Source organism: Novosphingobium decolorationis (assembly GCF_018417475.1).
GTDB lineage: Bacteria > Pseudomonadota > Alphaproteobacteria > Sphingomonadales > Sphingomonadaceae > Novosphingobium > Novosphingobium decolorationis.
Genome location: NZ_CP054856.1, coordinates 2,474,578 through 2,497,086, shown reverse-complemented (window position 1 = coordinate 2,497,086; position 22,509 = coordinate 2,474,578). Strand labels below are relative to the sequence as shown.

Annotated in this window: 22 protein-coding genes; 16 read left to right on the top strand and 6 right to left on the bottom strand. The window is 67.0% G+C overall.

The features are described 5' to 3' along the window. Positions 1 to 56 precede the first annotated feature (56 nt). Positions 57 to 623 (top strand): hypothetical protein, encoded by a 567-nt coding sequence (locus tag HT578_RS11605; protein ID WP_213499580.1) that lies wholly within the window; start codon positions 57 to 59, stop codon positions 621 to 623. Between the two features lie 34 nt (positions 624 to 657). Here the strand turns inward: HT578_RS11605 and HT578_RS11600 are convergent, their stop codons facing one another. From HT578_RS11600 to HT578_RS11585, 4 genes are all read right to left on the bottom strand, one after another. Beyond that, on the bottom strand, positions 658 to 1,374 hold the full coding sequence (locus tag HT578_RS11600) for an alpha/beta fold hydrolase (protein WP_239026256.1): 717 nt from the start codon (positions 1,372 to 1,374) through the stop codon (positions 658 to 660). Positions 1,375 to 1,384: 10 nt separating this feature from the next. Then, entirely contained in the window at positions 1,385 to 2,731 is a 1,347-nt protein-coding gene (gene miaB, locus HT578_RS11595; RefSeq protein WP_213499578.1) for a tRNA (N6-isopentenyl adenosine(37)-C2)-methylthiotransferase MiaB, read from the bottom strand. 153 nt (positions 2,732 to 2,884) lie between these two features. After that, complete coding sequence (locus tag HT578_RS11590; RefSeq protein ID WP_239026255.1) at positions 2,885 to 3,493, bottom strand: hypothetical protein; 609 nt, start codon at positions 3,491 to 3,493, stop codon at positions 2,885 to 2,887. 150 nt (positions 3,494 to 3,643) lie between these two features. Next, entirely contained in the window at positions 3,644 to 4,543 is a 900-nt protein-coding gene (locus tag HT578_RS11585; RefSeq protein WP_213499576.1) for a bestrophin family protein, read from the bottom strand. Between the two features lie 368 nt (positions 4,544 to 4,911). On the opposite strand from HT578_RS11585, the gene HT578_RS11580 reads away from it, so the two are divergent. The 9 genes from HT578_RS11580 (at position 4,912) to tatC (ending at position 12,466) form a co-directional block, all read left to right on the top strand. Beyond that, on the top strand, positions 4,912 to 5,268 hold the full coding sequence (locus tag HT578_RS11580) for a DUF4168 domain-containing protein (protein ID WP_052322153.1): 357 nt from the start codon (positions 4,912 to 4,914) through the stop codon (positions 5,266 to 5,268). A 233-nt stretch (positions 5,269 to 5,501) separates the two neighbouring features. Continuing rightward, positions 5,502 to 7,250 carry an arginine--tRNA ligase gene (gene argS, locus HT578_RS11575; protein ID WP_213499574.1) on the top strand — a complete coding sequence of 583 codons (1,749 nt, stop codon included), beginning with the start codon at positions 5,502 to 5,504 and terminating at the stop codon, positions 7,248 to 7,250. Positions 7,251 to 7,289: 39 nt separating this feature from the next. Then, positions 7,290 to 8,231 carry an SPOR domain-containing protein gene (locus HT578_RS11570; RefSeq protein ID WP_239026254.1) on the top strand — a complete coding sequence of 314 codons (942 nt, stop codon included), beginning with the start codon at positions 7,290 to 7,292 and terminating at the stop codon, positions 8,229 to 8,231. Positions 8,232 to 8,336: 105 nt separating this feature from the next. Then, positions 8,337 to 9,350, top strand: coding sequence for a beta-N-acetylhexosaminidase (nagZ, locus tag HT578_RS11565; protein WP_213499573.1), 1,014 nt, complete (start codon positions 8,337 to 8,339; stop codon positions 9,348 to 9,350). A gap of 93 nt (positions 9,351 to 9,443) precedes the next feature. Then, complete coding sequence (locus HT578_RS11560; RefSeq protein WP_239026613.1) at positions 9,444 to 10,229, top strand: segregation and condensation protein A; 786 nt, start codon at positions 9,444 to 9,446, stop codon at positions 10,227 to 10,229. Beyond that, the gene (scpB, locus tag HT578_RS11555) at positions 10,226 to 10,876 is read left to right on the top strand and encodes an SMC-Scp complex subunit ScpB (RefSeq protein WP_213499571.1); all 651 of its coding nucleotides are present in this window, start codon (positions 10,226 to 10,228) and stop codon (positions 10,874 to 10,876) included. The genes HT578_RS11560 and scpB overlap by 4 nt, the downstream gene beginning before the upstream one ends. A gap of 66 nt (positions 10,877 to 10,942) precedes the next feature. Beyond that, entirely contained in the window at positions 10,943 to 11,185 is a 243-nt protein-coding gene (locus HT578_RS11550; RefSeq protein ID WP_039390370.1) for a twin-arginine translocase TatA/TatE family subunit, read from the top strand. 21 nt (positions 11,186 to 11,206) lie between these two features. After that, positions 11,207 to 11,653 (top strand): Sec-independent protein translocase protein TatB, encoded by a 447-nt coding sequence (gene tatB / locus HT578_RS11545; protein ID WP_039390372.1) that lies wholly within the window; start codon positions 11,207 to 11,209, stop codon positions 11,651 to 11,653. A gap of 15 nt (positions 11,654 to 11,668) precedes the next feature. Then, the gene (tatC, locus tag HT578_RS11540) at positions 11,669 to 12,466 is read left to right on the top strand and encodes a twin-arginine translocase subunit TatC (protein ID WP_039390374.1); all 798 of its coding nucleotides are present in this window, start codon (positions 11,669 to 11,671) and stop codon (positions 12,464 to 12,466) included. A 131-nt stretch (positions 12,467 to 12,597) separates the two neighbouring features. Here the strand turns inward: tatC and HT578_RS11535 are convergent, their stop codons facing one another. Together HT578_RS11535 and HT578_RS11530 are read right to left on the bottom strand one after the other, a co-directional pair. Further along, a complete protein-coding gene (locus HT578_RS11535) occupies positions 12,598 to 14,328 on the bottom strand; it encodes an amidohydrolase (RefSeq protein WP_213504271.1) in 1,731 nt (576 codons plus the stop codon). 29 nt (positions 14,329 to 14,357) lie between these two features. Further along, positions 14,358 to 15,326, bottom strand: a complete 969-nt coding sequence (locus HT578_RS11530; protein ID WP_277884171.1) for an NAD(P)-dependent oxidoreductase — start codon at positions 15,324 to 15,326, stop codon at positions 14,358 to 14,360. A 125-nt stretch (positions 15,327 to 15,451) separates the two neighbouring features. On the opposite strand from HT578_RS11530, the gene HT578_RS11525 reads away from it, so the two are divergent. From HT578_RS11525 to pnp, 6 genes are all read left to right on the top strand, one after another. After that, positions 15,452 to 16,705 (top strand): threonine ammonia-lyase, encoded by a 1,254-nt coding sequence (locus HT578_RS11525; RefSeq protein ID WP_039390375.1) that lies wholly within the window; start codon positions 15,452 to 15,454, stop codon positions 16,703 to 16,705. A 264-nt stretch (positions 16,706 to 16,969) separates the two neighbouring features. Next, positions 16,970 to 17,809, top strand: a complete 840-nt coding sequence (locus HT578_RS11520) for an arginyltransferase (protein WP_213499569.1) — start codon at positions 16,970 to 16,972, stop codon at positions 17,807 to 17,809. A gap of 195 nt (positions 17,810 to 18,004) precedes the next feature. Continuing rightward, positions 18,005 to 18,619 carry a hypothetical protein gene (locus HT578_RS11515; protein WP_213499567.1) on the top strand — a complete coding sequence of 205 codons (615 nt, stop codon included), beginning with the start codon at positions 18,005 to 18,007 and terminating at the stop codon, positions 18,617 to 18,619. Between the two features lie 156 nt (positions 18,620 to 18,775). Then, positions 18,776 to 19,693: a tRNA pseudouridine(55) synthase TruB gene (gene truB, locus HT578_RS11510; protein WP_213499559.1), complete on the top strand. Its 918-nt coding sequence runs from the start codon at positions 18,776 to 18,778 to the stop codon at positions 19,691 to 19,693. Positions 19,694 to 19,698: 5 nt separating this feature from the next. After that, positions 19,699 to 19,968 (top strand): 30S ribosomal protein S15, encoded by a 270-nt coding sequence (rpsO, locus tag HT578_RS11505; RefSeq protein ID WP_039390382.1) that lies wholly within the window; start codon positions 19,699 to 19,701, stop codon positions 19,966 to 19,968. A gap of 259 nt (positions 19,969 to 20,227) precedes the next feature. After that, the gene (gene pnp, locus HT578_RS11500) at positions 20,228 to 22,501 is read left to right on the top strand and encodes a polyribonucleotide nucleotidyltransferase (RefSeq protein ID WP_039390384.1); all 2,274 of its coding nucleotides are present in this window, start codon (positions 20,228 to 20,230) and stop codon (positions 22,499 to 22,501) included. The last annotated feature ends 8 nt before the right edge of the window (positions 22,502 to 22,509 follow it).

Here is a 22,509-nt window from a genome sequence, read left to right as displayed (position 1 = left end):
TGGCTTCGTCCGCCGCTCCGTCGGCTCGTCTCGGTCTCGCGCGCAAGGGTGTTCCCGTGGCAGCGCTCGCCCTCGCTCTGGCGCTCGCGGGCTGCAAGGGCGATGCGCCGCCCGCCGGAGAGCCGAGCGCGACAGCCAGTGCGGGGGCGTCCGACGCGCTCGTCGCGGATCCCGAGGCCTTCGTGCAGAACTACGTCGAGGACGAACTGGGCGGCGATCTGGGCGTGGTGCATGTCAATAGCGCGAAAATGGACCTCGATGGCGATGGCACCGAAGAAGTGCTGGCCTACGCCAGCGGGGCAATGATGTGCGGGACGGGTGGGTGCAACCTGCTCGTGCTCAAGCCCGAGGGCGACAGCTTCCGGATCGTGGGCGATCTTTCGGTGGTGCAGCTCCCCGTCGGTGTGCTCGACAGCACGACCAACGGCTGGCGCGACCTTGCCGTTTCGGTTTCCGGTGGGGGCATGGCCGCCGGTATCCGCCGCGTTCCGTTCGACGGAGAGCGCTACGCCTCCAACCCGACGAGCGCCGGGGTGGATGAGGCGGCAGGCATGGGCACCGTGCTCATCACGCCCGACGATCTCAATCCGCCCGAGGACGAGGACGCCGCCGCGCAGCCCTGAATCGGGGCCCTGAGGCGGGGCCAGAGCTGGCGCGTCAGGCGGCGAGCCAGTCGCGCAGGTGCGCGGTGACCGCCGCGCCCTTTTCCATCGGCGCCATGTGGCCGCATTGCTCCACGAGTTCGAGCCGCGCACCGGGCGTGTGGGCGGCAATGTCGCGCGCGCGCTCGGGCGGTGTCAGCTTGTCCTGCGCGCCCGCCAGCACCAGGGCTGGAACATTGATCCGGGCAAGGTCGGCGCGCGAATCGGGGCGAGCCATGATCGCGCGCTGCTGGTTGGCGTAGGTCTCCAGTCCGACGCCAAGCGCCATTGCGACGACCGCTTCGGCCGTGGCGCGCGCCGTGTCGGGATGGACGAGCCGTCGCAGGCTGCCGCGCAGCACCGCCTCCAGGCTGCGCTTGCGCGCGGTGGTGATCGCGGCCTGGCGCAGCCGCGCGGCGTCGGCATCGTCCGCGCCCGCGCTGGTGTCGAGAAAGGCGATCCGGCTGATCCGTTCGGGGGCCTGGCGCCAGATTTCCATCGCCACGTAGCCGCCCATCGAGAACCCTGCGAGCGCGAAGCGCGGCGGAGCCGCGGCGAGGATTCGGCGTGCCATCGCGGGCAGGGTGTCGTCGTGCAGCGTGTCGCCGATCATGGGTGCGGCGACATCGGCAAGCCCCTCGACCTGCGCGGCCCACAAGGTCTCGTCGCACGACAGGCCCGGGACGAGCACGAGCGGCTGGCGCGCGTCGGCGCCCCTCGGCATGTCGGTCATGGTCGCAGCGTCAGGCCGAGGCCGGGACCTTCAGCGCACCCGCGATCGAGTTGGGCCCGGCTTCGACCAGTTCGACGGTGACGACATCGCCCACGGCGACATCGCCCGTGAAGTGGACCGACTGCAGCCAAGGCGACTTGCCCAGCCATTGGCCGGGGTGCTTGCCACGCCGCTCGACCAGGACCTCGCAGGTCTTGCCGACAGAGGCGGTGTTGAAGGCGTACTGGTCGCGGTTGAGCGCTGTCTGCAGGCGCTTCAGGCGCTCGTCCATGACGGCCATGGGAACCTGCTCGCCCATCGTCGCGGCCGGGGTGCCCGGGCGCGGCGAATACTTGAAGCTGAAGCACTGCGCGTAGCCGACCGTATCGACCAGCCCGAGCGTTTCCTCGAACTCGGCGTCGGTCTCGCCGGGGAAGCCGACGATGAAGTCGCCCGAAAGCGCGATGTCGGGACGTGCCTTGCGCACCTCTTCCAGGATCGTGAGGTATTTCTCGACCTGGTGCGCGCGGTTCATCGCTTTGAGCACGCGGTCGCTGCCCGACTGCACGGGAAGGTGCAGGAAGGGCATGAGCTTGGCGACATCGCCGTGCGCCTCGATCAGGCCCTGGGTCATGTCGTTGGGGTGGCTGGTGGTGTAGCGGATGCGGGCCAGATCGGGGATCTCGGCCAGCTCGCGGATGAGGCCGTCGAGCCCGACGCTCTGCCCCTTCGCGTTTGCGCCGGTCCAGGCGTTGACGTTCTGGCCCAGGAGCGTGATCTCGCGCGCGCCGGCCTCGACAAGGCGCTTGGCCTCCTCGATGAGGTCGGCGTGCGGGCGCGAGATTTCCGCGCCGCGGGTATAGGGCACCACGCAGTAGGTGCAGAACTTGTCGCATCCTTCCTGCACGGTGAGGAATGCGGTGGGCCCGGAGCGGCGGCGCTTGGGCAGCGCGTCGAACTTGGTCTCGGCGGGCATGTCCGTATCGGTCATGCGCCGACCTTCTGAGGCCGCCTTCACCATGTCGGGGAGGCGGTGGTAGGCCTGCGGGCCGACGACCATCTTCACGGCAGGGGCGCGCGCCATGATCTCTTCGCCCTCGGCCTGCGCGACGCAGCCCGCGACCGCGATCAGCGGCGAGGAGCCATCCTCACGGCGCAGGCGGCCGATGTCCGAATAGACCTTTTCGGCGGCCTTTTCACGGATGTGGCAGGTGTTGAGGACGACGAGGTCGGCGTCCTCGCCCTCGGGCGCGGGGGTGATCCCCTGCTCGGCCAGGAGTTCGGCCATGCGATCGCCGTCGTAGACGTTCATCTGGCAGCCAAAGCTCTTGACCCGGTAGGTCTTCGGATTCGCAGGTGGGGGCGCGGAATGGGACATGGCGCGCCGTTACACGCCTTTGCGCGGGTTTTGAAGAGGGGGAGGTGCCGGGAGCGACGCGCAAGGGCGCTCCCGGCGGGCAAAGGTTTCAGGAGACGGAGGCTGCCGCAGCGTCCAGGGCCGGTTCGTCAGCACCTGTCTCGCCGCCCTGGGTCATGGGAACCTGGAGGGGGCGACAGGCTGCGCGGCGAAGGCAAGTTCGACGTCTTCGTCGATGAAGCCGCCCACCTGGCCGCCCATGGGAAGAACGGCGCTGGTCCCGGTCATGAAGAAACCGGCCACGGGCACGAGCGCGATGGCCCCGACCACCCCGGCCGTTCCGGTGACGCCCTTGTCATCGAAGTTCCCGGTCAGGCGGATCTGGCGCCCGTCGACGCGCAAGTACAGGAGCCGGGCTTCCAGCTTGCCCGACTTGCCCCACATGCCCTTGTTCCGCACGCTCGTGAGTTCGCCCCACGCGGGAGACCCCGCCGGAATGACCTGGACGCCATTGACCTCGACGGGGGCGGCAACCTCCAGCTGGAAGCGCTGCCCGACCTTGGCGACCTTCTTCTTGGTGGTGATCTCTTCAAGCAGGCGGAGCTGGATGGGGGTTCCCGCGCGAAGGACGGCGTTGCGCGTCGCCGGGGTCGCAGGAAGGAGGGCAGGTGCGGCCTGCGTTGCCAGGGGTGACCTGGAGGCATCCCCCATATCGGTGTCCTGGGCGTGCGCCGTGGAGGCCAATACCGAAGCCAGGAAGAAAGTCGTTGCGATGCGTTTCAATCGAAGAGCCCCCGATTCAGGAAAATCTCGACATGAGATCTTCGTGGTCGGGCTATGGCGTCGTCTCGGCAAAAGAGTAGTTAATCGATTTTCATCACAATTTCTTTTGCCGGGGGGTGGCCGAAAGGATGCACCAGGTGGGCAGGGCGCTCAGGTCAGCACATAGCCGTCCGGTTCGAGGACAGGGGGCAGGTCGCGGTGGCCGGCGGCGTGGAGGAGGTCGCGCTCGATGGTGCGGACCATGGCGGCAAGCGGCAGGTCGTTCTCGTCGCGGCCGAAGGGGTCGCTGAGCTGGTCACCCAGCGCATCGAGACCGAAGAAGGCATAGGCGACGAGGAAGGCCGGGAAGGGCGCCCATAGGCCCAGCTGCGGGACCAGCGCGAAGGGCAGCAGCAGGCAGAAGGCATAGGCCGTGCGGTGGAGCAGCAGCGAATAGGAAAAGGGCACCGGCGTCGCCTTGATCCGCTCGCACCCGCCCTGGACCGAGGCCATCTCGCTCAGTTGCGTTTCGAGGACCGAGTAGTGGATCGCATCGATCGCGCGCGCGTCCGCCAGTGCGCGGCAGCCCATGCCGACCGCGCGCAGGACGGCGTCTGTGGGGTTGGGCGCGCCCGTCCACTCCGCGTCGCGCGCGGCGTGGCGGGCAATGGCGGCGACCTCGTCCTCCTCGCGCAGGCGTGCGGCCAGCCCGGCGGTGAAGCCCGCCAGCGTTTCGAGCAGCGGGGCGGCGTGCGCGCGCTCCAGCGTCGCGGTCTGGCGCGCGAAACTGCGCGCGGCGACGATCAGGCGGCCCCACAGCTGGCGGCCTTCCCACCAGCGGTTGTAGCACACCGTGTTGCGAAAGCTCATGAAGATGGAGAGCGAAAGGCCGATCAGCGTGAAGGGCATCGCGTGGAGCGGGGCCAGCCAGGACGGCGCGGCCTGTCCGATCAGCACGGCTATCAGCGAGGCCGCCAGAACCACCAGGAGCGGACGCAGGATCTGCGGCAGGATCGAGCCGCGTGTGGCGATCAATACATCGCGGAAGCTGGGGGTGTTGCGTACGATCATCGGGGCAGGGCTCTGGATGGGGCGCGAGTCGCGCCGGGAACGGACGCCTTAGCCAATCCGAAGGAGAGTTCCGAGGGCTATCACCCTCGGACTCCCCATACTATCTGGCTCACCTTTCGCGCCCATCCTTTGCTGGGACGCAGGAGGTTGCCGATTCTGGGGTCACGGGGCGATGGCTCCTTGAACGAGTCTTGTCCTGCCTGCTTTCGTCGCGGCTGGAGAACGGCCTGCCAGCGCAATTTGTTGCCTGTTTGTCAACGGCTTCGTTTTGTCTCTGGAGAGCCACGCGGCGTCAGGTGCGCGCTTGCATCGAGGGCCCGCGTGCCGAGATTGAGGCTCGAACGTGACGAAAACGATCGGAGAACGACATGAACCGCATGAAGCTTGCCCTCGCGGGCACCGCAGCCCTTGGCGCCGTCGCAACCGGCGGTGCCGTCCAGGCCCAGAGCGCACCGCAATCTGCCCCCCAGCAGGCCCCCGGCGCAGCGGCCTCGAGCGCGGATTTCAGCGACCAGGAGGTGAAGCAGTTCGCCACCGCCGCGGTCAGCATCCAGAACATCCAGAAGGACACCGCGGTCTCGGCCGAGGAAAAGCAGACCAAGATGGCTGGCGCCGTCCAGAGCTCGGGCCTGTCCCCTGAGAAGTTCAACCAGATCGCGGTCGCCTCGCGCAGCGACACGACCCTCATGCAGCGCATCCAGTCGGCCGCAACCGGCAATCCGTGATGGCGTGATGCGTTGTTGCGGCCCTGCCGGGCCGCATGGACCGGGAGGCCGCTGCGTCTCCCGGCTGTCTCTCCCCGCCTTTGCCCCTCTGATTCCGGCGGGTCGGGAGACAGGGAACAGGCAGGCGTCCTCCGGGATGCCTGCCTTTTTTCGTGGGATGGGCGGCTGCGCGCGGATCGGGGGCGCTACGGCCTGTTCCCCTTTTCGCAAACTTGGGCTATCCGCGCGCCATCATGACCACGATCCAGACCCTTTACGCCGCCTTTGCAGGCCACCTTTCGACCGCACTCGACGCGCTGGAAGCCGCCGGAACCTTGCCGGGCGAACTGAAGCGAAGCGCGATCACGGTCGAGCCGCCGCGTGATCCCTCCCACGGGGACCTCGCCACCAACGCGGCGATGGTCCTGGCCAAGCCTGCCAAGATGAAGCCGCGCGACCTTGCCGAGGCGCTCGTCGCCGAGCTTTCGAAGCTCGATGCGGTGACCTCTGCCGAGATCGCGGGACCGGGCTTCATCAACCTGCGCCTGGCACCTGCCGCGTGGATCGATGAGCTGGGCGCGATGGCCGCGCTGGGCGCCGACTACGGCCGCTCGACCCTGGGCGGGGGCAGCACGGTCAACGTCGAGTACGTCTCGGCCAACCCGACCGGCCCCATGCACATGGGCCACTGCCGCGGCGCGGTGGTCGGCGATGCGCTGGCGACCCTGCTCGAATACGCGGGCCACAAGGTCATCAAGGAATACTACGTCAACGACGCGGGCGCGCAGGTGCAGGTCCTCGCCCGTTCGGCGCACATCCGCTACCGCGAGGCGCTCGGCCTTGGCGAGGCGGTGATCCCCGAGGGGCTCTACCCGGGGGATTACCTCAAGCCCGTCGGTGCGAAGCTCGCCGAAGAGTTCGGCGACCAGTACGCCGAGGCGCCCGAGGCCGAATGGCTGGCCCTGTTCCGCGTCAAGGCGGTCGCTGCGATGATGGACATGATCCGCGCCGACCTTGCCCAGCTGGGCATCCGCCACGATGTGTTCAGCTCGGAAGCCGAGCTGCAGGCGAGCGGCAAGCCCGACGAGGCCGAGGCGTGGCTGCGTTCCAAGGGCCTTGTCTACGACGGCGTTCTCGAAGCGCCCAAGGGCAAGACGCCCGAGGACTGGGAGCCGGTCGAGCTGCCGCTGTTCAAGTCGACCCAGTTCGGCGACGATCAGGACCGCCCGATCAAGAAGTCGGACGGGACCTGGACCTACTTTGGCGCCGACCTCGCCTATCACTTCCAGAAGGCGCAGAGTGCCGACGCGCTCGTCGACATCTGGGGCGCGGACCACGCAGGGACGGTCAAGCGCATCAAGGCCGCGGTCAAGGCGATGACGGGGGCAGAAGGCGAGGCGACTCCCTTCGAGATCAAGCTGGTGCAGATGGTCCAGCTGCTGCGCGACGGCGAGCCGGTCAAGATGTCCAAGCGTTCGGGCAACTTCATCACCATCGCCGACATGGTCGAGGAAGTGGGCAAGGACGTGGTGCGCTTCACCATGCTCACCCGCAAGCCCGACGCGCAGATGGACTTCGACTTCGCCAAGGTGGTGGAGACGAGCAAGGACAACCCGGTCTTCTACGTCCAGTACGCCCACGCGCGCATCCAGTCGATCCTGCGCAAGGCCAAGGCCGATCTCGACACCGTCGCTTCGGCCGAGCACGTCGCGCTGCTGGGCGAGGACGATCTGGAGCTGGCCAAGCTGCTCGCGCAGTTCCCGCGCGTGATCGAGGCGGCTGCCACCGCGCGTGAACCGCACCGCGTGGCGTTCTACCTCCACGATCTGGCCGCCGCGTTCCATGGGTATTATAACCTGGGTAACGATAGTCCGGAAAAGCGGATTGTTAACGCATCGGACGTTAACCTTACATCCGCGCGGCTGTTCCTGGCCGTGCAGGTGGGGCAGATCATTCGCAACGGCCTGGCGCTTCTGGGCGTCGAGGCCGTGGAGGAAATGTGATTTATGACGCATGGGGCTTCGGACAGGACTGAGGACGGCATGTCCGCGGCAAATGGATCTGGCCTGGGTCCGGGCGCAGGTGCGGGAGGGGCCTGGACCTCGGCCAATGGCCTGGGCACCGATCCCCAGACGCCCGGTGCCGAGCCCGACCCCTTCGGTCCGGATCCCTTCGCTCCGGATACTTTCGGCGAGGAGCACGATCCCTTCCCCATGCCCGGCGCCGCCCCGGCTGCAGGTGTGGCGGCGAGTTTCGGCACGGCCGCTCCCGCTGCGTCCGAGAACGCTGGCGAGCTGGACCTGGGCGATGGCGAGATGCGCCTGCCCTGGCTCGAAGGCGACGATGAGGACTATGAGGACGAACGCGGCGGGATGGGGCAGACCACGATCCTGCTGCTGGCCGCGCTCGTGGCGATTGCGCTTCTGGGCGGCGGTATCCTGTGGGCGCTCGCCGGGCGTTCGGACGAGGAGCTCGTCGCCGATGGCGGCGTGATCGAGGCGCCCGAGGAACCCTACAAGACCCGTCCCGAGAATCCCGGCGGCGAAGTCGTGAGCGGTACCGGCGACACCAGCTTCGCGGTGGCCGAAGGCGAGTCGCGCACCCCCCAGATCGCCGAGGAGGAACTTCCGCAGCCCGGCTTCGGTGGCCTGGAGGACGAAGAGCCCAGTGCCGCCGCGGCCCAGCCCCAGTCCAAGTCCAATCCCAAGCCCGCGCCTGCCGCCAAGGCCGAAGAGCCCGCCGCACCGAGCGGCGTGGGTGTCCAGGTCGGCGCCTACACCTCGCGCGAAGGGGCGGAGAAGGGCTGGCAGACGCTGAAAGGCCAGTACGCGCCCTTTGGCGAGATGAACCACCGTGTGGTGCAGGGCCAGGCCGACATCGGCACGGTCTACCGTCTCCAGGCGGTTCCGGGCGATCTCAAGGCGGCCAGGGCGCTCTGCGCGAACATGCGCGGCGCAGGTCTGGCCTGCCAGGTCAAGAACTGAGCGGAGCATCGCGGCGGGCGGGGGCGGCGTATCCGCCTCGCGCTCGTCCACACATCGTGCGTGGGCCTTGCTTGCCTGCGCGCGCGGATTGGGCGATAAATCGGCATGGTTCCTGCGATTTTCGGCCTTTCGGGGCACGTCCTCACGGCGGATGAAGCCGCCTTCTTCCGCGACGCCGATCCGGCCGGCTACATCCTCTTCGGGCGCAATGTCGCCGACCGCGCCCAGCTGCGCGCGCTGACCGACGCGCTGCGCGACCTCCACGGACGGGCCGACCTCTTCATCTGCATCGACCAGGAAGGCGGACGTGTCGCGCGCATGAAGCCGCCGGTCTGGCCTGCCTATCCGCCGGGCGAGGTGTTCGACCGCGTGTACGATCACGCACCCGCCAGCGCCATCGAGGCCGCGCGGGCCAACGGCGAAGCGCTCGGGCTCGATCTTGCGCAAGCGGGCATCACGGTCGACTGCCACCCCTCGCTCGACGTGCGCCAGACGGGCGCACACGATGTCATCGGTGACCGCGCCTTCGGCCACGATCCGATGCGCGTGGCCGCGCTCGGCCGCGCGACGCTTGACGGCTTGGCGCGCGCGGGCGTGGTGGGCTGCATCAAGCACATTCCCGGCCACGGACGCGCTCTGGCCGACAGCCACAAGGAACTGCCCACGGTGACCGCCAGCGCAGAGGAGCTGGAGACGGACCTGCGCCCCTTCCGCACGCTGGCGCACGCGCCCATCGGCATGACCGCGCACGTGCGCTACACCGCCTGGGACGCGGACAATCCGGGCACGCTCTCACCCTTCGTGGTGCAGGAGATCATTCGTGGGCGCATCGGCTTCGATGGGCTGCTCCTGACCGACGATCTCGACATGGAGGCGCTTTCGGGCTCGGTGCCCGAACGCGCGGCGCGCGCCATTGCAGCGGGCTGCGACATCGCGCTCAACTGCTGGGCGAAGATGGACGACATGGTGGGGATCGCGAAGGCACTGCCTGCAATCACGCCCGAAGCCCGTGCGCGGCTGGAGAGAGCCATGGCCTCCTGCCCCGAAGGGGCAGGCACTGGCGATCACGCCGCGCTCGTTGCCCGGCGCGAGGCGCTTTTGGCGCAGGGCGTCGCCTGAGACGTGGCCGGGGACGGCGAACCTGCGCCTTCGCGCGGCGAGCCCCGCGGATCGGGCCCGCGTGAACCGGTCGGACGTGACCCCGGCATCGCGCTGGGCGAAGCCGAGGCGGTGTGGGACGCGGTCTCGCCCGCCGAGCAGCGGCGCCAGGCGCTCTACATCGAGATCGAGGGCTGGGAAGGGCCGCTGGACCTGCTGCTCGATCTCGCGCGGCGCCAGAAGGTGGATCTGCGCCGCATTTCCATCCTCGAACTCGTCGATGCCTATCTCGATTACATCGACACAGCGGGCGAGATGCGTCTGGAAATCGCGGCGGATTACCTCGTGATGGCGGCCTGGCTCGCCTATCTCAAGTCGTCCTTGCTGCTCCCCAAGGAGGAACAGCCCGATCCCAGCCCCGAGGAACTGGCGATGCGCCTGCAACTGCGTCTCCAGCGCCTGGGCGCCATGCGCGAGGCGGCGGCCCGGCTGATGGGGCGTGACCGGTTGGGGCGCGACGTTTTCCCGCGCGGTGCGCCCGAGGGGCTGCGCGTGGAAAAACGCAACGCCTGGCAGTGTTCCTGGCTCGACCTCGTGCGGGCCTATGGCGATGTGAAGCTGCGCGCGCAGCCCGCCGTCCATCTCGTGCGCGAGCGCATGGTGATGAGCCTCGACAGCGCGATTGCGCGGGTCTCGGCGATGGTGGGCGTTGCCCTCGACTGGATGGAACTGCGCGAATTCGTGCCCCCTTGCAAGGAGGACTGGGCCGATCCGCAGCTGCGCAAGTCCGCGCTCGCCTCCAGCTTCGTCGCCGCGCTCGAACTGGCCAAGGCGGGCAAGGTCGAACTGGTGCAGGAGAGCGTCTTCGGGCCGCTCCAGGTGCGGGCGCTGTCGACATGAGCGCGCCGGATAGTCCTGTGCCCGACGATATGGAACGCGCGGTCGAGGCGACCCTGTTCGCCGCCGAGGCGCCGATGACGGCCGAGCAGATCTCCCGGCACTTGGGCGATGGCGAGGTGCGTCCGGCGCTTAGGGCGCTCCAGGCGCATTATCAGGGGCGCGGCATCCAGCTCGTCGAGCGGGGGCGCCACTGGCACTTCGAGACCGCACCCGACCTGGCCCACCTCCTGCGCCGCGAGAAGGAGGAGGTGCGCCGCCTCTCGCGCGCGGCAACCGAGGTCCTGGCCATCGTGGCCTACCATGAGCCCGTCAGCCGCGCCGAGATCGAGGCGATCCGCGGCGTGCAGACCGCCAAGGGGACGCTCGACGTGCTGATCGAGGCGGGCTGGGTGCGCACGGCGGGGCGCCGCGAAGTGCCCGGCCGGCCCGTGATCTACGCCACGACCGACGCATTCCTGGCGCATTTCGGACTGTCGTCGCGCAAGGAATTGCCCGGACTTGACGAATTACGCGCCGCGGGGCTGCTCGAAGCGGTCGATGATGCTATGGTAGAGGACGCATTGCGACCCGGAATTTCAGCGGAAACCCAAGAAGGTGACCGTCCTGCGACCGAACCGGGTCTAAACGATGACAGGCTTTCAACTTAGTTGGAAAACGCCTAGATGACCCGTGAAGGGCCGGAATCGGTCGCACGTATTTTTGGAGTTGGGATAATGGGTAGCTTCTCGATCTGGCACTGGCTGATTGTCCTGGTGATCGTGCTCGTGCTGTTCGGTCGCGGCAAGGTCTCCGAAATCATGGGTGACTTCGGCAAGGGCATCAAGAGCTTCAAGCAGGGCATGAACGAGGACGAGGACGAGGCCAAGCCCGCCAAGTCGGACGCCAAGCCCGCGCAGATCACCTCGGCCGACCCCGCGCCCAGCGCGAGCGAAACCACCAAGAGCGACCAGGCCTGAGCCTGACGGCCGGATACGGCTATGCTGGATATCGGAGCCACGGAACTCCTGATGGTCGTCATCGTGGCGGTCGTCGTCATCGGGCCCAAGGACATGCCCCTGGCGATGCGCACGGCTGGCCGCTGGATCGGCAAGTTGCGCAAGGTTACGGGGCACTTCCGCGCCGGGATCGACGCGATGGTACGCGAAGCCGAGCTCGAGGAGATGGAGCAGAAGTGGCGCGAACAGAACGAGGCGATCATGAAGGCGGCCCCCAAGCTGCCGACCGCCGAGGACATGGAAGCGCCGCGCAAGGCCAAGACCGACGCGGAAAAGGCGAACAACGTCGAGGGTGACGCCCCGGCAGAGCCCGAGGCGCTGCCCGCGCCCGAGCCGGCCTCCACGCCCTCTGGCGAAGTCTCTGCGCCGGAAACCACGTCCGAGCCCCAACCCGTGCCGGCCTCCGACCCGGCCCGCCCCGCGTCCTGATCGAGCATTCGCGCCATGGCCTTCAAGATTTCCGACATCGACGATTCGCAGGCTCCCCTGCTCGATCACCTCGTCGAACTGCGCGCGCGCCTGGTGCGCGCGTTCCTGGCCTTTGGCGTTGCCTTCGGCATCTGCTTCTATTTTGCCGACGACATCTTCGGCTTCCTGGTCCGCCCGCTGACCGCCGCCTTCCCGGCGGGCGAGGGCAAGCTGATCTACACCAAGCTCTACGAAGCCTTTTTCGTGGAAGTGAAGATCGCGGTCTTCGCCGCCTTCTTCTTCAGCTTCCCGGTGATCGCCAACCAGATCTGGGCCTTCATCGCACCGGGCCTCTACGCCAAGGAAAAGAAGGCCTTCCTGCCGTTCCTGATCGCCACCCCGATCCTGTTCACGATGGGCGCGGCGCTGGCCTACTACGTGGTGATGCCCACCGCCTTCCACTTCTTCCTGGGCTTCCAGGGCAGTGCAGGCGGGCTCAAGCTCGAGGCGCTCCCTGGGACGGGCGACTACCTCTCGCTCGTGATGCAGTTCATCCTCGCCTTCGGCATCAGCTTCCTGCTGCCCGTGCTGCTGATGCTGCTCAACCGCGCCGGGATCGTCAGCCGCGTCCAGGCCGTGGCCGCACGCCGCTACGTCATCGTCGGGATCTTCGTGGTCGCCGCGATCGCGACCCCGCCCGACGTGATCTCGCAGGTCCTCCTCGCGGTGCCGCTGCTGCTCCTCTTCGAAGGCACGCTGCTGCTCATGTGGTTCACCGAACGCCGCGATGCGAAGGTCGCGCAAGATGATCCGGTCGAGGCTGCGGCGGAGTAGGAGAATGATTCAAGGGGCCATCGCCCCTTGACCCCAAAATGGGCGACCTCACCGTTCTCGGCTACGAAAGCGTGGGAGCCTTGAGGTCGACGGTTTGGGGAGCCCGAGGGCGATGGCCCTCGGATTCGCTTTTACCGCCCTTCCTGGCCGTCTTCTTCTTCGGGCCGCAGCGCTTCTTCGCTCTTTGCGCTTTCTTCCGCCGCCCAGGCCTGCTGGCCGCCGATCCAGGTTTCCTTGACCGTGAGGTCACGCAGGGCTTCGGGGCTGACCGTCATCGGGTCCTTGTCCACGAACAGGAAGTCCGCGCGGTAGCCCTTGGCGATGCGCCCCAGGCGATCCTCGGCGAACATCGCGTAGGCCGCGCCTGTGGTGTAGGCGGTGAGCGCGGCTTCGCGTGAGATCGTCTCCTGCGGTTGCCAGCCGACCAAGGGCTGGCCGTCCGCGCCCTGCCGGGTCACGGCAACCGCCATGCCGGTGAAGGGGCGCGCGGGTTCGACCGGGGTGTCCGATCCAAAGGCGAGCGTGGCCCCGGCGTTCGCCAGCGACTTCCAGGCATAGGCTCCGGACAGGCGCGCAGGGCCCAGGCGCGCTTCGGCCATGGTGCGGTCGCTCGCCTCGTGCTGGGGCTGCATTGAGGCAATGGTGCCGTGCGCGGCAAAGCGCGCGATGTCGGCGGGATCGAGGATCTGCGCGTGTTCGATGCGCCAGCGCCGGTCGCCGGTGTAGGTCGAGGACAGTTCCTCGAGCGCGTCGAGCACGACCGCGTTGGCCTCGTCGCCAATGGCGTGGACCGCGACCTGGAAGTGGTCGAGCGCGGCGCGGCTCATCATGTTGGAAAGCTGGGTCTGCGAGAGGAGCGGCAGGCCGCGTGTTTCGGGATCGTCGGCGTAGGGCTGCTTGAGCCAGGCCCCGCGCGAGCCGAGCGCACCATCGAGGAACAGCTTCACGCCGCTGAGGCGCAGGCGGTCGTCGTAGACCCAGGCCGAGGGGCCGGGCCCGCCGATCAGCTCCATGTTGGCAATCGAATCGGCGTAGGAGACGATGCGCACGCGCAGCCGCCCGGTATCGCCCGCGCGGCGGAACGCCTGCCAGTCCTCGATGCTGGTGCCCATGTCGGCAACCGCCGTGACCCCGTTCTTGAGGAAATCGAGCTGGGCTTCGGCGAGCGCGGCGTCGCGGTCCTCCGGGCGCGGAGCGGGGAGCTTGGCCGCGACCAGTTTGGCCGCCGCATCGACAAGGACGCCCTCGGGCGCGCCCGAAGCGGTGCGTACGATGCGCCCGCCCTTGGGGTCCTTGGTCTTGGCGGTGATGCCTGCCGCTTCGAGCGCGGCGGTGTTGGCCCAGCCTCCGTGCGCATCGATGCGGGTCAGCCAGGCAGGCTTGCCGCCGGTCACGCGGTCGAGTTCGGCGGCGGTAGGTAGACGGCCCAGGCCCCACTCGACCTCGTTCCAGCCCGTGCCCAGGATCCAGGGCGCCTCGGGGTGGGCGGCGGTCCAGGCCGCGATGCGGGCGAGCGCCTCGTCGAGCGAGTGGGTGGAGGACAGGTCGAGCGTCAGCTTGGAAAAGCCCAGCATCATGACGTGCGTGTGCGCGTCGATCATGCCCGGGACCACCACCTGGCCCTCGCCATCGAGGCGGTAGTCGGCGTATTTGGGGCGCTTCTCGCCCTCGTGGTAGACCTCAGCGACGTGGCCGTCCGGCGCGATCAGGAAGCCGTCGAAGTGCTCGATCCCGCCCTTGCCGTCGGGCGAGAGCCCTTTGATGTTGTCGATGAGCGTGCCGGGGACCGGCTTCTCGACCTCCTCGGCCTTCTTCTTCTTGCGGGCTTCGGCGGGCACGGCGACAAGCGCCGTTCCCAGCATCGCGGTCAGAACCGCACGGCGAGCGAATGTCACGGACGGCTTTTCCTCGGCAGCCGCTTGACGATGGCACTGGTGTCGAGACGTCCCCCGCCCATCGCCTGGATCTCGGCGAAGAACTGGTCAACGAGGCCCGCGACGGGGAGCGAGACGCCCAGGCCCCGGCCTTCCTCAAGGCTGAGCCCCAGGTCCTTGCGCATCCAGTCGATGGCGAAGCCGAAGTCGAATTCGTCGGCGTCCATCGAGGACCAGCGGTTGTCCATCTGCCAAGACTGCGCTGCGCCGCCCGAGATCGCCTCGTAGACCTTGTCCATGTCGAGGTGGGAGGCCTGCGCGAAGCGGACCGCTTCGGCAAGGGCCGCGATGTTGCCCGCGATGCAGATCTGGCAAGCCATCTTCGCGGTCTGCCCCGCGCCCGCCTTGCCGACGTGGACGATACGGCTGGAGTAGGCCTCCATGACAGGACGGGCGGCCTCGATGGCCGCATCGCGCCCGCCGCACATGAGCGTGAGCGTGCCCTGTTCGGCGCCGATCTGCGAGCCGGTCATCGGCGCGTCGACACACTGGATCTGGAGGTCGCGCGCTTCCACCGAGATCTGGCGGGCGATGCGCGCCGAGACCGTGGTGTGGTCGATGAAGGTCGAGCCCTTGCGCATCGTGCGAAAGGCGCCATTGGGGCCGAGCACGACGTCGGCCAGATCATCGTCGTTGCCCACGCAGGTGATCACCACATCGGCGTCGAGCGCGGCGTGCGCGGGGTTGGCCGCGACGCGCGAGGCGAGGCCCGGGTTCTCCTCCTGCCAGCGCTTGAGCCGGTCGGGGGAGCGGTTGTAGATCGTCAGTTCATGGCCCGCTTCGGCAATGTGCCGCGCGATTTCGCCGCCCATCACCCCAAGGCCGATGAAGGAGACCTTGCGCGGGTCCACGGGAGGCCGCTCCGGCGTGGTCTCCGCGCCGGTCTGCGGCTCCTCGGCGTGTGCATCACTCATCTGTTCGGTCATGGCCTTGTCCTTAACGTGTTTTGGCCAAATGCAAACCGTCGTGCGACGGCGCTGCGCCCAGTCGAGAGGATAGGCGGCCCTTTGCCGCCTTTCAATTCCCCGGTAATTCCTTTAGGCGCCCCCGGATGGAACAGCCTGTATCGAAGCCTGCCGAAACGGCCGCAGACGCGGTCCTGACCCTCGATGATGTCCGCGCGGCATCGGGGCGCATTTCGGGCAATATTGTCCGTACGCCCACGATGCGCAGCCAGACGCTCAGCGAGATTACCGGCGCCGATATTTGGCTCAAGTTCGAAAATCACCAGTTTACCGCATCTTACAAGGAGCGCGGCGCGCTCAACGCGCTCATGCAGCTGAGCGAGGAGCGCAAGAGCCGCGGCGTGATCGCGGCCTCGGCCGGCAACCACGCGCAGGGGCTGAGCTATCACGGCACGCGCCTGGGCATCCCGGTCACCATCGTCATGCCGCGCACGACTCCGCTCGTGAAAGTCATGCAGACCGAGAGCGTGGGCGGCAAGGTGGTGCTGGAAGGCGAGAGTTTCGACGACGCCTATGCCCACGCGCGCAAGCTGGAGGCCGAGCACGGCTACACCTTCGTCCACCCCTTCGACGATCCGCATGTCGCGGCCGGGCAGGGCACCGTGGCGCTGGAGATGCTGGAAGACGTGCCCGATCTCGACACGCTGGTCGTGCCGATCGGCGGGGGCGGCCTCAGTTCCGGGATGGGCACGGCCGCGCGCGCGCTGAGGCCCGAGATGAAGATCTACGGCGTCGAGGCGCAGCTCTACCCCTCGATGTACAACGCCCTCAAGGGCATGAACCTGCCGATCGGCGGCGACACGCTGGCCGAGGGCATCGCGGTGTTTTCGCCCGGCGCGTTCACCTCGCGCACCCTGAAGGGCCTGCTCGACGACATCCTGCTGGTGAGCGAGCCCAAGATCGAGAGCGCGCTGGCGCTGCTTCTCCAGATCGAGAAGACGCTGGTCGAGGGCGCGGGCGCCTGTGGCCTGGCCGCACTCATGGACAACCGCGACCTGTTCAAGGGCCGCAAGGTCGGCATCGTGCTGTCGGGCGGCAACATCGACACGCGCCTGCTCGCCAACGTGCTGCTGCGCGACCTGGCCCGTTCGGGGCGCCTCGCTCGCCTGCGCATCGGCCTGCAGGACCGCGCGGGCGCGCTGTTCAAGGTCGCCAAGGTGTTCCACGAGCAGAACGTGAACATCATCGAGGTCTTCCACCAGCGCATCTTCACGCATCTTCCCGCCAAGGGGCTGGTGACCGAGATCGAGTGCGAGGCGCGCGATTCGGCGCAGCTCGACGCGCTGATCGCCGCGCTCCACCGCGAGGGCTACGAAGTGCGCCGGGTCGAGACCGACTGAACTTCGCGTCCGGACTTCCGCCGGGGTGAACGCCTGGCCTCGCACGGCCACCTGGGTGTGAATACTTGGGGTGATACCCGGCCCGATCCGGGACAAGGCTCCGGGATGGCGTGAATTTCGCGCGATCCCGGAGGCGCTTGCGCCACTTTTGTGGTTAAAACACTTTCAACGGCGGATACGCTTGGGCATATTTGCCGGAACAAGGGGCCGCCGTGGTGCCTTGATCGACCACGCAGGTAAGAAACAAGAGGACGCAGCGCCCCCGTGACGGCACCGGTTCGATTTCCCCGCTTCTTCGTGACCAGCCCCGCGCCGTGCCCCTATCTGCCGGGCCGGAGCGAGCGCAAGGTGTTCACGGAGCTCAAGGGGCCGCACGCGGATTCGCTCAACGATGCGCTCAGCCGCATCGGCTTTCGCCGCAGCCAGACCGTTGCCTATCGTCCCTCCTGCATCGACTGCAGCGCCTGCATCTCGGTGCGCGTGGTCGCCAGCGAATTCGCCGCCTCCTCTTCGCAGAAGCGCGCGCTCAAGGCGAACGACGATCTGGTCGTCACCGTCTGCCGCCCCTGGTCCACCAGCGAGCAGTTCGAACTGCTTCAGGCCTATCTCGCCGAACGCCACCCCGAAGGCGGGATGACCGCGATGGACGAGATCGACTACGCCGACATGGTCGAGCATACCCCTGTCACCAGCTACGTGGTCGAATACCGCGAACCGTCCGAGGACGGGGTGACGCCGGGCCGCCTTGTCGGCGCCTGCCTGACCGACCGCCAGTGCGACGGGCTGTCGATGATCTACAGCTTCTATGACCCGCAAAGCCCGCGCAAGGGACTGGGCAACTTCATCATCCTCGACCACATCCGCCGCTCGGTGGAGATGGGGCTGGGTTATGTCTACCTCGGTTACTGGGTCGAAGGCTCTGCGCGCATGCAGTACAAGGTGCGCTACCGCCCGCTTGAAAAGCTGGGCCGCGCCGGGTGGGAGCGCATGGCTCCTGAAGACCAGGACCGCCTCATCGCCGATGCGGTTGCCAATCCCCGCAAGGAAGAGGGCCTCGGCACCACGATGGGCAAGGACGGGATGACCGCCATTTCGCGCGACTGAGGCGTCGGTTCGGGGTTTTGCGAAGAATTGCGGGATTGAAGGGCGCGAATCCTGGCGCGATCGTCCGTGGCCCACTGTATCTGCACGTTTGACTTCTGCCTGCGCAGAAGAACTTGAAGGTACGGTGCCGACCCCTTGCCGTCATTTGGGCAGTGGGTCACAAGTTCATTCCGGTCATCTTGGAATGGACAGGCGATGAGAGCGAACCACTTTCTCCAGATTTACAACCAGGTTGCACTGGCCGTTTTCCTCACATGCGGCCTGGTTTTTCTTGGCGCGATTGCTGTCGCATGGTGGAATTCGACGCAAGGGGAGTTGATTGAGGAGCCCTGGGACACGGCGAGCGCGACACCGCCCGCCGGAGAAGAGCTCGAAACTTCCCAAGGGACAATCACCGTCTACAAGTCCAGATCGCCAGATGATCCCGAAGCGGTCCGAAACGTCCGGTACGTGGCCATGTCTTCGGGCAAGATCGCTAGGATCACAGACGATACGAACGCGTCTGTCTATGGTGAAAGGGGTGTTGGCGAACTCGGGCGCGTGGCTCTGGTCAAGACCGGGATGCGCCAGGACAGGCCCGTCTTCGACATCGTCTTCATCGCTGTTCCCAAGCTGGACAGGCATGTGATCGCGAAGTCCGTGGACGCGCTCGACACCGTGCAGAAACTGGACGATTCTCTTTTCAGTGCGATTATCTGGGACAGCGTCGAGGACGCGCGCTTTGTCATCGTTGATGCGCACACGGGCGCGATACGGGACACGCGCAGCCTCAACTTTCCAGATACCCGGCGGACATCGGGCGATAGCTAGGCGCCGCGCTGTTCGGGTCAGATCCCTGCGGACCACGCCAATGCGTAGCCAGTCGGGCTTGGCGTGGCCGTCCGCCCGTGTTGACAAGCCCGCGTGCATTGCCTCTTGGGGCGCCATGACGACCAACTCCCGACTTCTCCTTGGTAAGGTGCGCTGATGCCCCATGGCTGGATCATTCTCGACAAGCCGGTGGAGCTGGGCTCCACGCAGGCCGTCGCCGCGGTCAAGCGCAACTTGCGCGAGGCGGGCTTCAACGTGAAGCTCAAGGGCGGGGTCAAGGTCGGCCATGGCGGCACGCTCGATCCGCTGGCCTCCGGCGTTCTTCCCATTGCGCTGGGCGAGGCGACCAAGCTGACGGGCCGGATGCTCGATGCGGACAAGACCTACCTCTTCACCCTGCGCTTCGGCGAGGAGACCGACACCCTCGATGCCGAGGGCAAGGTGATCGCGACGAGCGATGTCTTGCCCAGCGCCGAGGAGCTGGCGGTGGTCCTGCCGCAGTTCACAGGCCCCATCACCCAGGTCCCGCCCGCCTATTCCGCGCTCAAGGTCGACGGCAAGCGCGCCTATGATCTGGCGCGCGCGGGCGAGGAAGTCACCCTTAAGTCGCGCGAGGTGACGATCCATGCCCTTGAGATCCATGGCTTCGATGCCAGTGACGGGGTGACCTTGCAGGCGCAGGTCTCCAAGGGGACCTATATCCGCAGCCTCGCGCGGGACATCGCGCACGCGCTGGGAAGCTGCGGCACGGTGACGATGCTGCGCCGGATCAAGGCCGGGCCCTTCGACCTCTCGGGGGCGATTTCGCTGGACAAATTGAACGAAGTCGGTAAGGGCGCGCCTCTTGAGCAGTTACTCTTGCCGCTGGAGGCGGGGCTGGACGACATCCCGGCCATCGACCTCGACCCGGAGCAGGCAAGGGCGGTCCGACAGGGCCGCGTTCTGACCGGGATGCCCCAGGATGACGGGCTCTACTGGGCACGGCTGGAAACCATTCCGGTCGCGCTGGTGGAGCTTTCACACGGCGAAGTCCGCGTGGTCCGGGGGTTCAACCTCACAGATGTCGCGGAGTGAATGACATGACGGTTACTGCCGAAAAGAAGACGGAAATCATTACGGACAACGCCCGCGTTTCGGGTGACACCGGATCTCCGGAAGTTCAGGTCGCGATCCTCACCGAGCGTATCCGCAACCTGACCGAGCACTTCAAGGCTCACCACAAGGACAACCACTCGCGTCGCGGTCTTCTCGCCATGGTCAACAAGCGTCGTTCGCTGCTGGCCTACCTCAAGAAGAAGGACGTGCAGCGTTACAACGACCTGATCCAGAAGCTGGGTCTGCGTAAGTAACAGCCAAATGTTTCGGCCCGCCTCTGGCGGGCCGTTTCATATTTCCGGCCAGCGTACGGGACCTATCCACCTGCGTTCCCCGTTGTGCTAAGGAAGACTCCGCCGGGGCCGGATGGCCGGCCCGGGCACCGAAATAGACAGGTATCCTCGCAATCCGGCGAGGGGCCTTCGGGGCATGACAGGCCCCGTACCGGACCGGGACGGCATCCCCGGCAGTAAATCCCGCAGGCAATAGGGCCGGCGGGCTGAGGAATATTCTATGTTCGACGTCAAGACCGTATCGATGGAGTGGGGCGGCAAGACCCTCACTCTCGAAACCGGCCGCATCGCCCGCCAGGCGGACGGTGCCGTTCTCGCCACCTACGGCGAAACCGTGGTGCTCTGCGCGGTGACCGCCGCCAAGTCGGTGAAGGAAGGCCAGGACTTCTTCCCGCTGACCGTGCACTACCAGGAAAAGTTCTCGTCGGCGGGCCGTATCCCCGGCGGCTTCTTCAAGCGTGAGCGCGGCGCGACCGAAAAGGAAACGCTGACCAGCCGCCTGATCGACCGTCCGGTGCGCCCGCTGTTCCCCGAAGGTTTCTACAACGAAATCAACGTCATCTGCCAGGTCCTGAGCTATGACGGCGAAACCGAGGCCGACATCGTCGCGATGATCGCCGCTTCGGCTGCGCTCACCATCTCGGGCGTGCCCTTCATGGGCCCGATCGGCGCGTGCCGCGTCGGCTTCGAGGATGGCGAATACACGCTCAACCCCAAGCAGACCGCCGCGCTCGAGAACGGCCGCCTCGACCTCGTCGTCGCCGCCACCGGCAACGCCGTGATGATGGTCGAATCGGAAGCCAAGGAGCTGACCGAGGACGAGATGCTGGGCGCCGTCATGTTCGCGCATGACGAGTGCAAGAAGGTCGTCGACCTGGTCATCGACCTTGCCGAGCAGGCCGCCAAGGAGCCTTGGGAAATCGACCTGTCGGACAACACCGCCGACATCAAGGCGAAGCTCAAGAAGGCCGTCGGCAAGGACGTTGCCGCCGCCTACAAGCTGACCGACAAGTCGGCCCGTTCGAACGCGCTCAACGCGGCGCGCGCCAAGGCCAAGGAAGCTTTCGGCGAGGAATCGGCGCAGACCCAGATGGTCGCCATCAAGACCATGAAGAAGCTCGAAGCCGAGATCGTTCGCGGCGCCATCCTCAAGGACGGCACCCGTATCGACGGCCGCAAGCTCGACCAGGTCCGCCCGATCGAATCGATGGTCGGCTTCCTGCCGCGCACCCACGGTTCGGCGCTGTTCACCCGCGGTGAAACGCAGGCGATCTGCACCACGACGCTGGGCACCAAGGACGCCGAGCAGATGATCGACGGCCTCGAAGGCCTGTCGTATTCGTCGTTCATGCTGCACTACAACTTCCCGCCCTACTCGGTCGGTGAAGTGGGCCGCTTCGGCGCGCCGGGCCGCCGCGAAATCGGCCACGGCAAGCTGGCATGGCGCGCGCTGCACCCGGTGCTGCCCGCCAAGGAAGACTTCCCCTACACCATCCGCATCCTCTCGGACATCACCGAGTCGAACGGTTCGTCCTCGATGGCGACGATCTGCGGCGGCTGCCTCTCGATGATGGACGCGGGCGTTCCGCTGGCACGTCCGGTTTCGGGCATCGCCATGGGCCTGATCCTCGAAGGCGATGACTTCGCGGTTCTTTCGGACATCCTGGGCGACGAGGATCACCTCGGCGACATGGACTTCAAGGTCGCAGGCACCGAGAACGGCATCACCACGATGCAGATGGACATCAAGATCGCCGGCATCACCAAGGAAATCATGGGCAAGGCGCTCGAGCAGGCCAAGGCCGGCCGCGCGCACATCCTGGGTGAGATGACCAAGGCTCTGGGTTCGGCCCGCACCGAGCTTTCGGCCCACGCGCCGCGCATCGAGACGATCCAGATCGACAAGTCGAAGATCCGTGACGTCATCGGCACCGGCGGCAAGGTCATCCGCGAGATCGTCGCCGAGACCGGCGCCAAGGTCGACATCGACGATGAAGGCGTGATCAAGATCTCCTCCTCGGACATCAACCAGATCGAGGCCGCCAAGGCCTGGATCCAGGGCATCGTCGAGGAAGCCGAAGTCGGCAAGATCTACAACGGCAAGGTCGTCAACATCGTCGACTTCGGTGCCTTCGTGAACTTCATGGGTGGCAAGGACGGCCTCGTCCACGTCTCCGAAATGAAGAACGAGCGCGTCGAAAAGCCGACCGACGTCGTCAAGGAAGGCCAGGAGGTCAAGGTCAAGGTCCTCGAGATCGACAACCGTGGCAAGGTCCGCCTCTCGATGCGCGTCGTCGACCAGGAAACCGGCGAAGAGCTGGAAGACACCCGTCCGCCCAAGGCGCCGCGCGGTGATCGTGACGGCGGTGGCCGTGGCGGCGATCGCCGTGGCCCGCGCCGTGGTGGCCGTGACGGTGGCCGCGACCGCGGTCCGCGCGGTGGCAACGAAGGTGGCGATCCGGGCCACATGCCCGCCTTCCTCAAGGAAGACTGATCAGCACC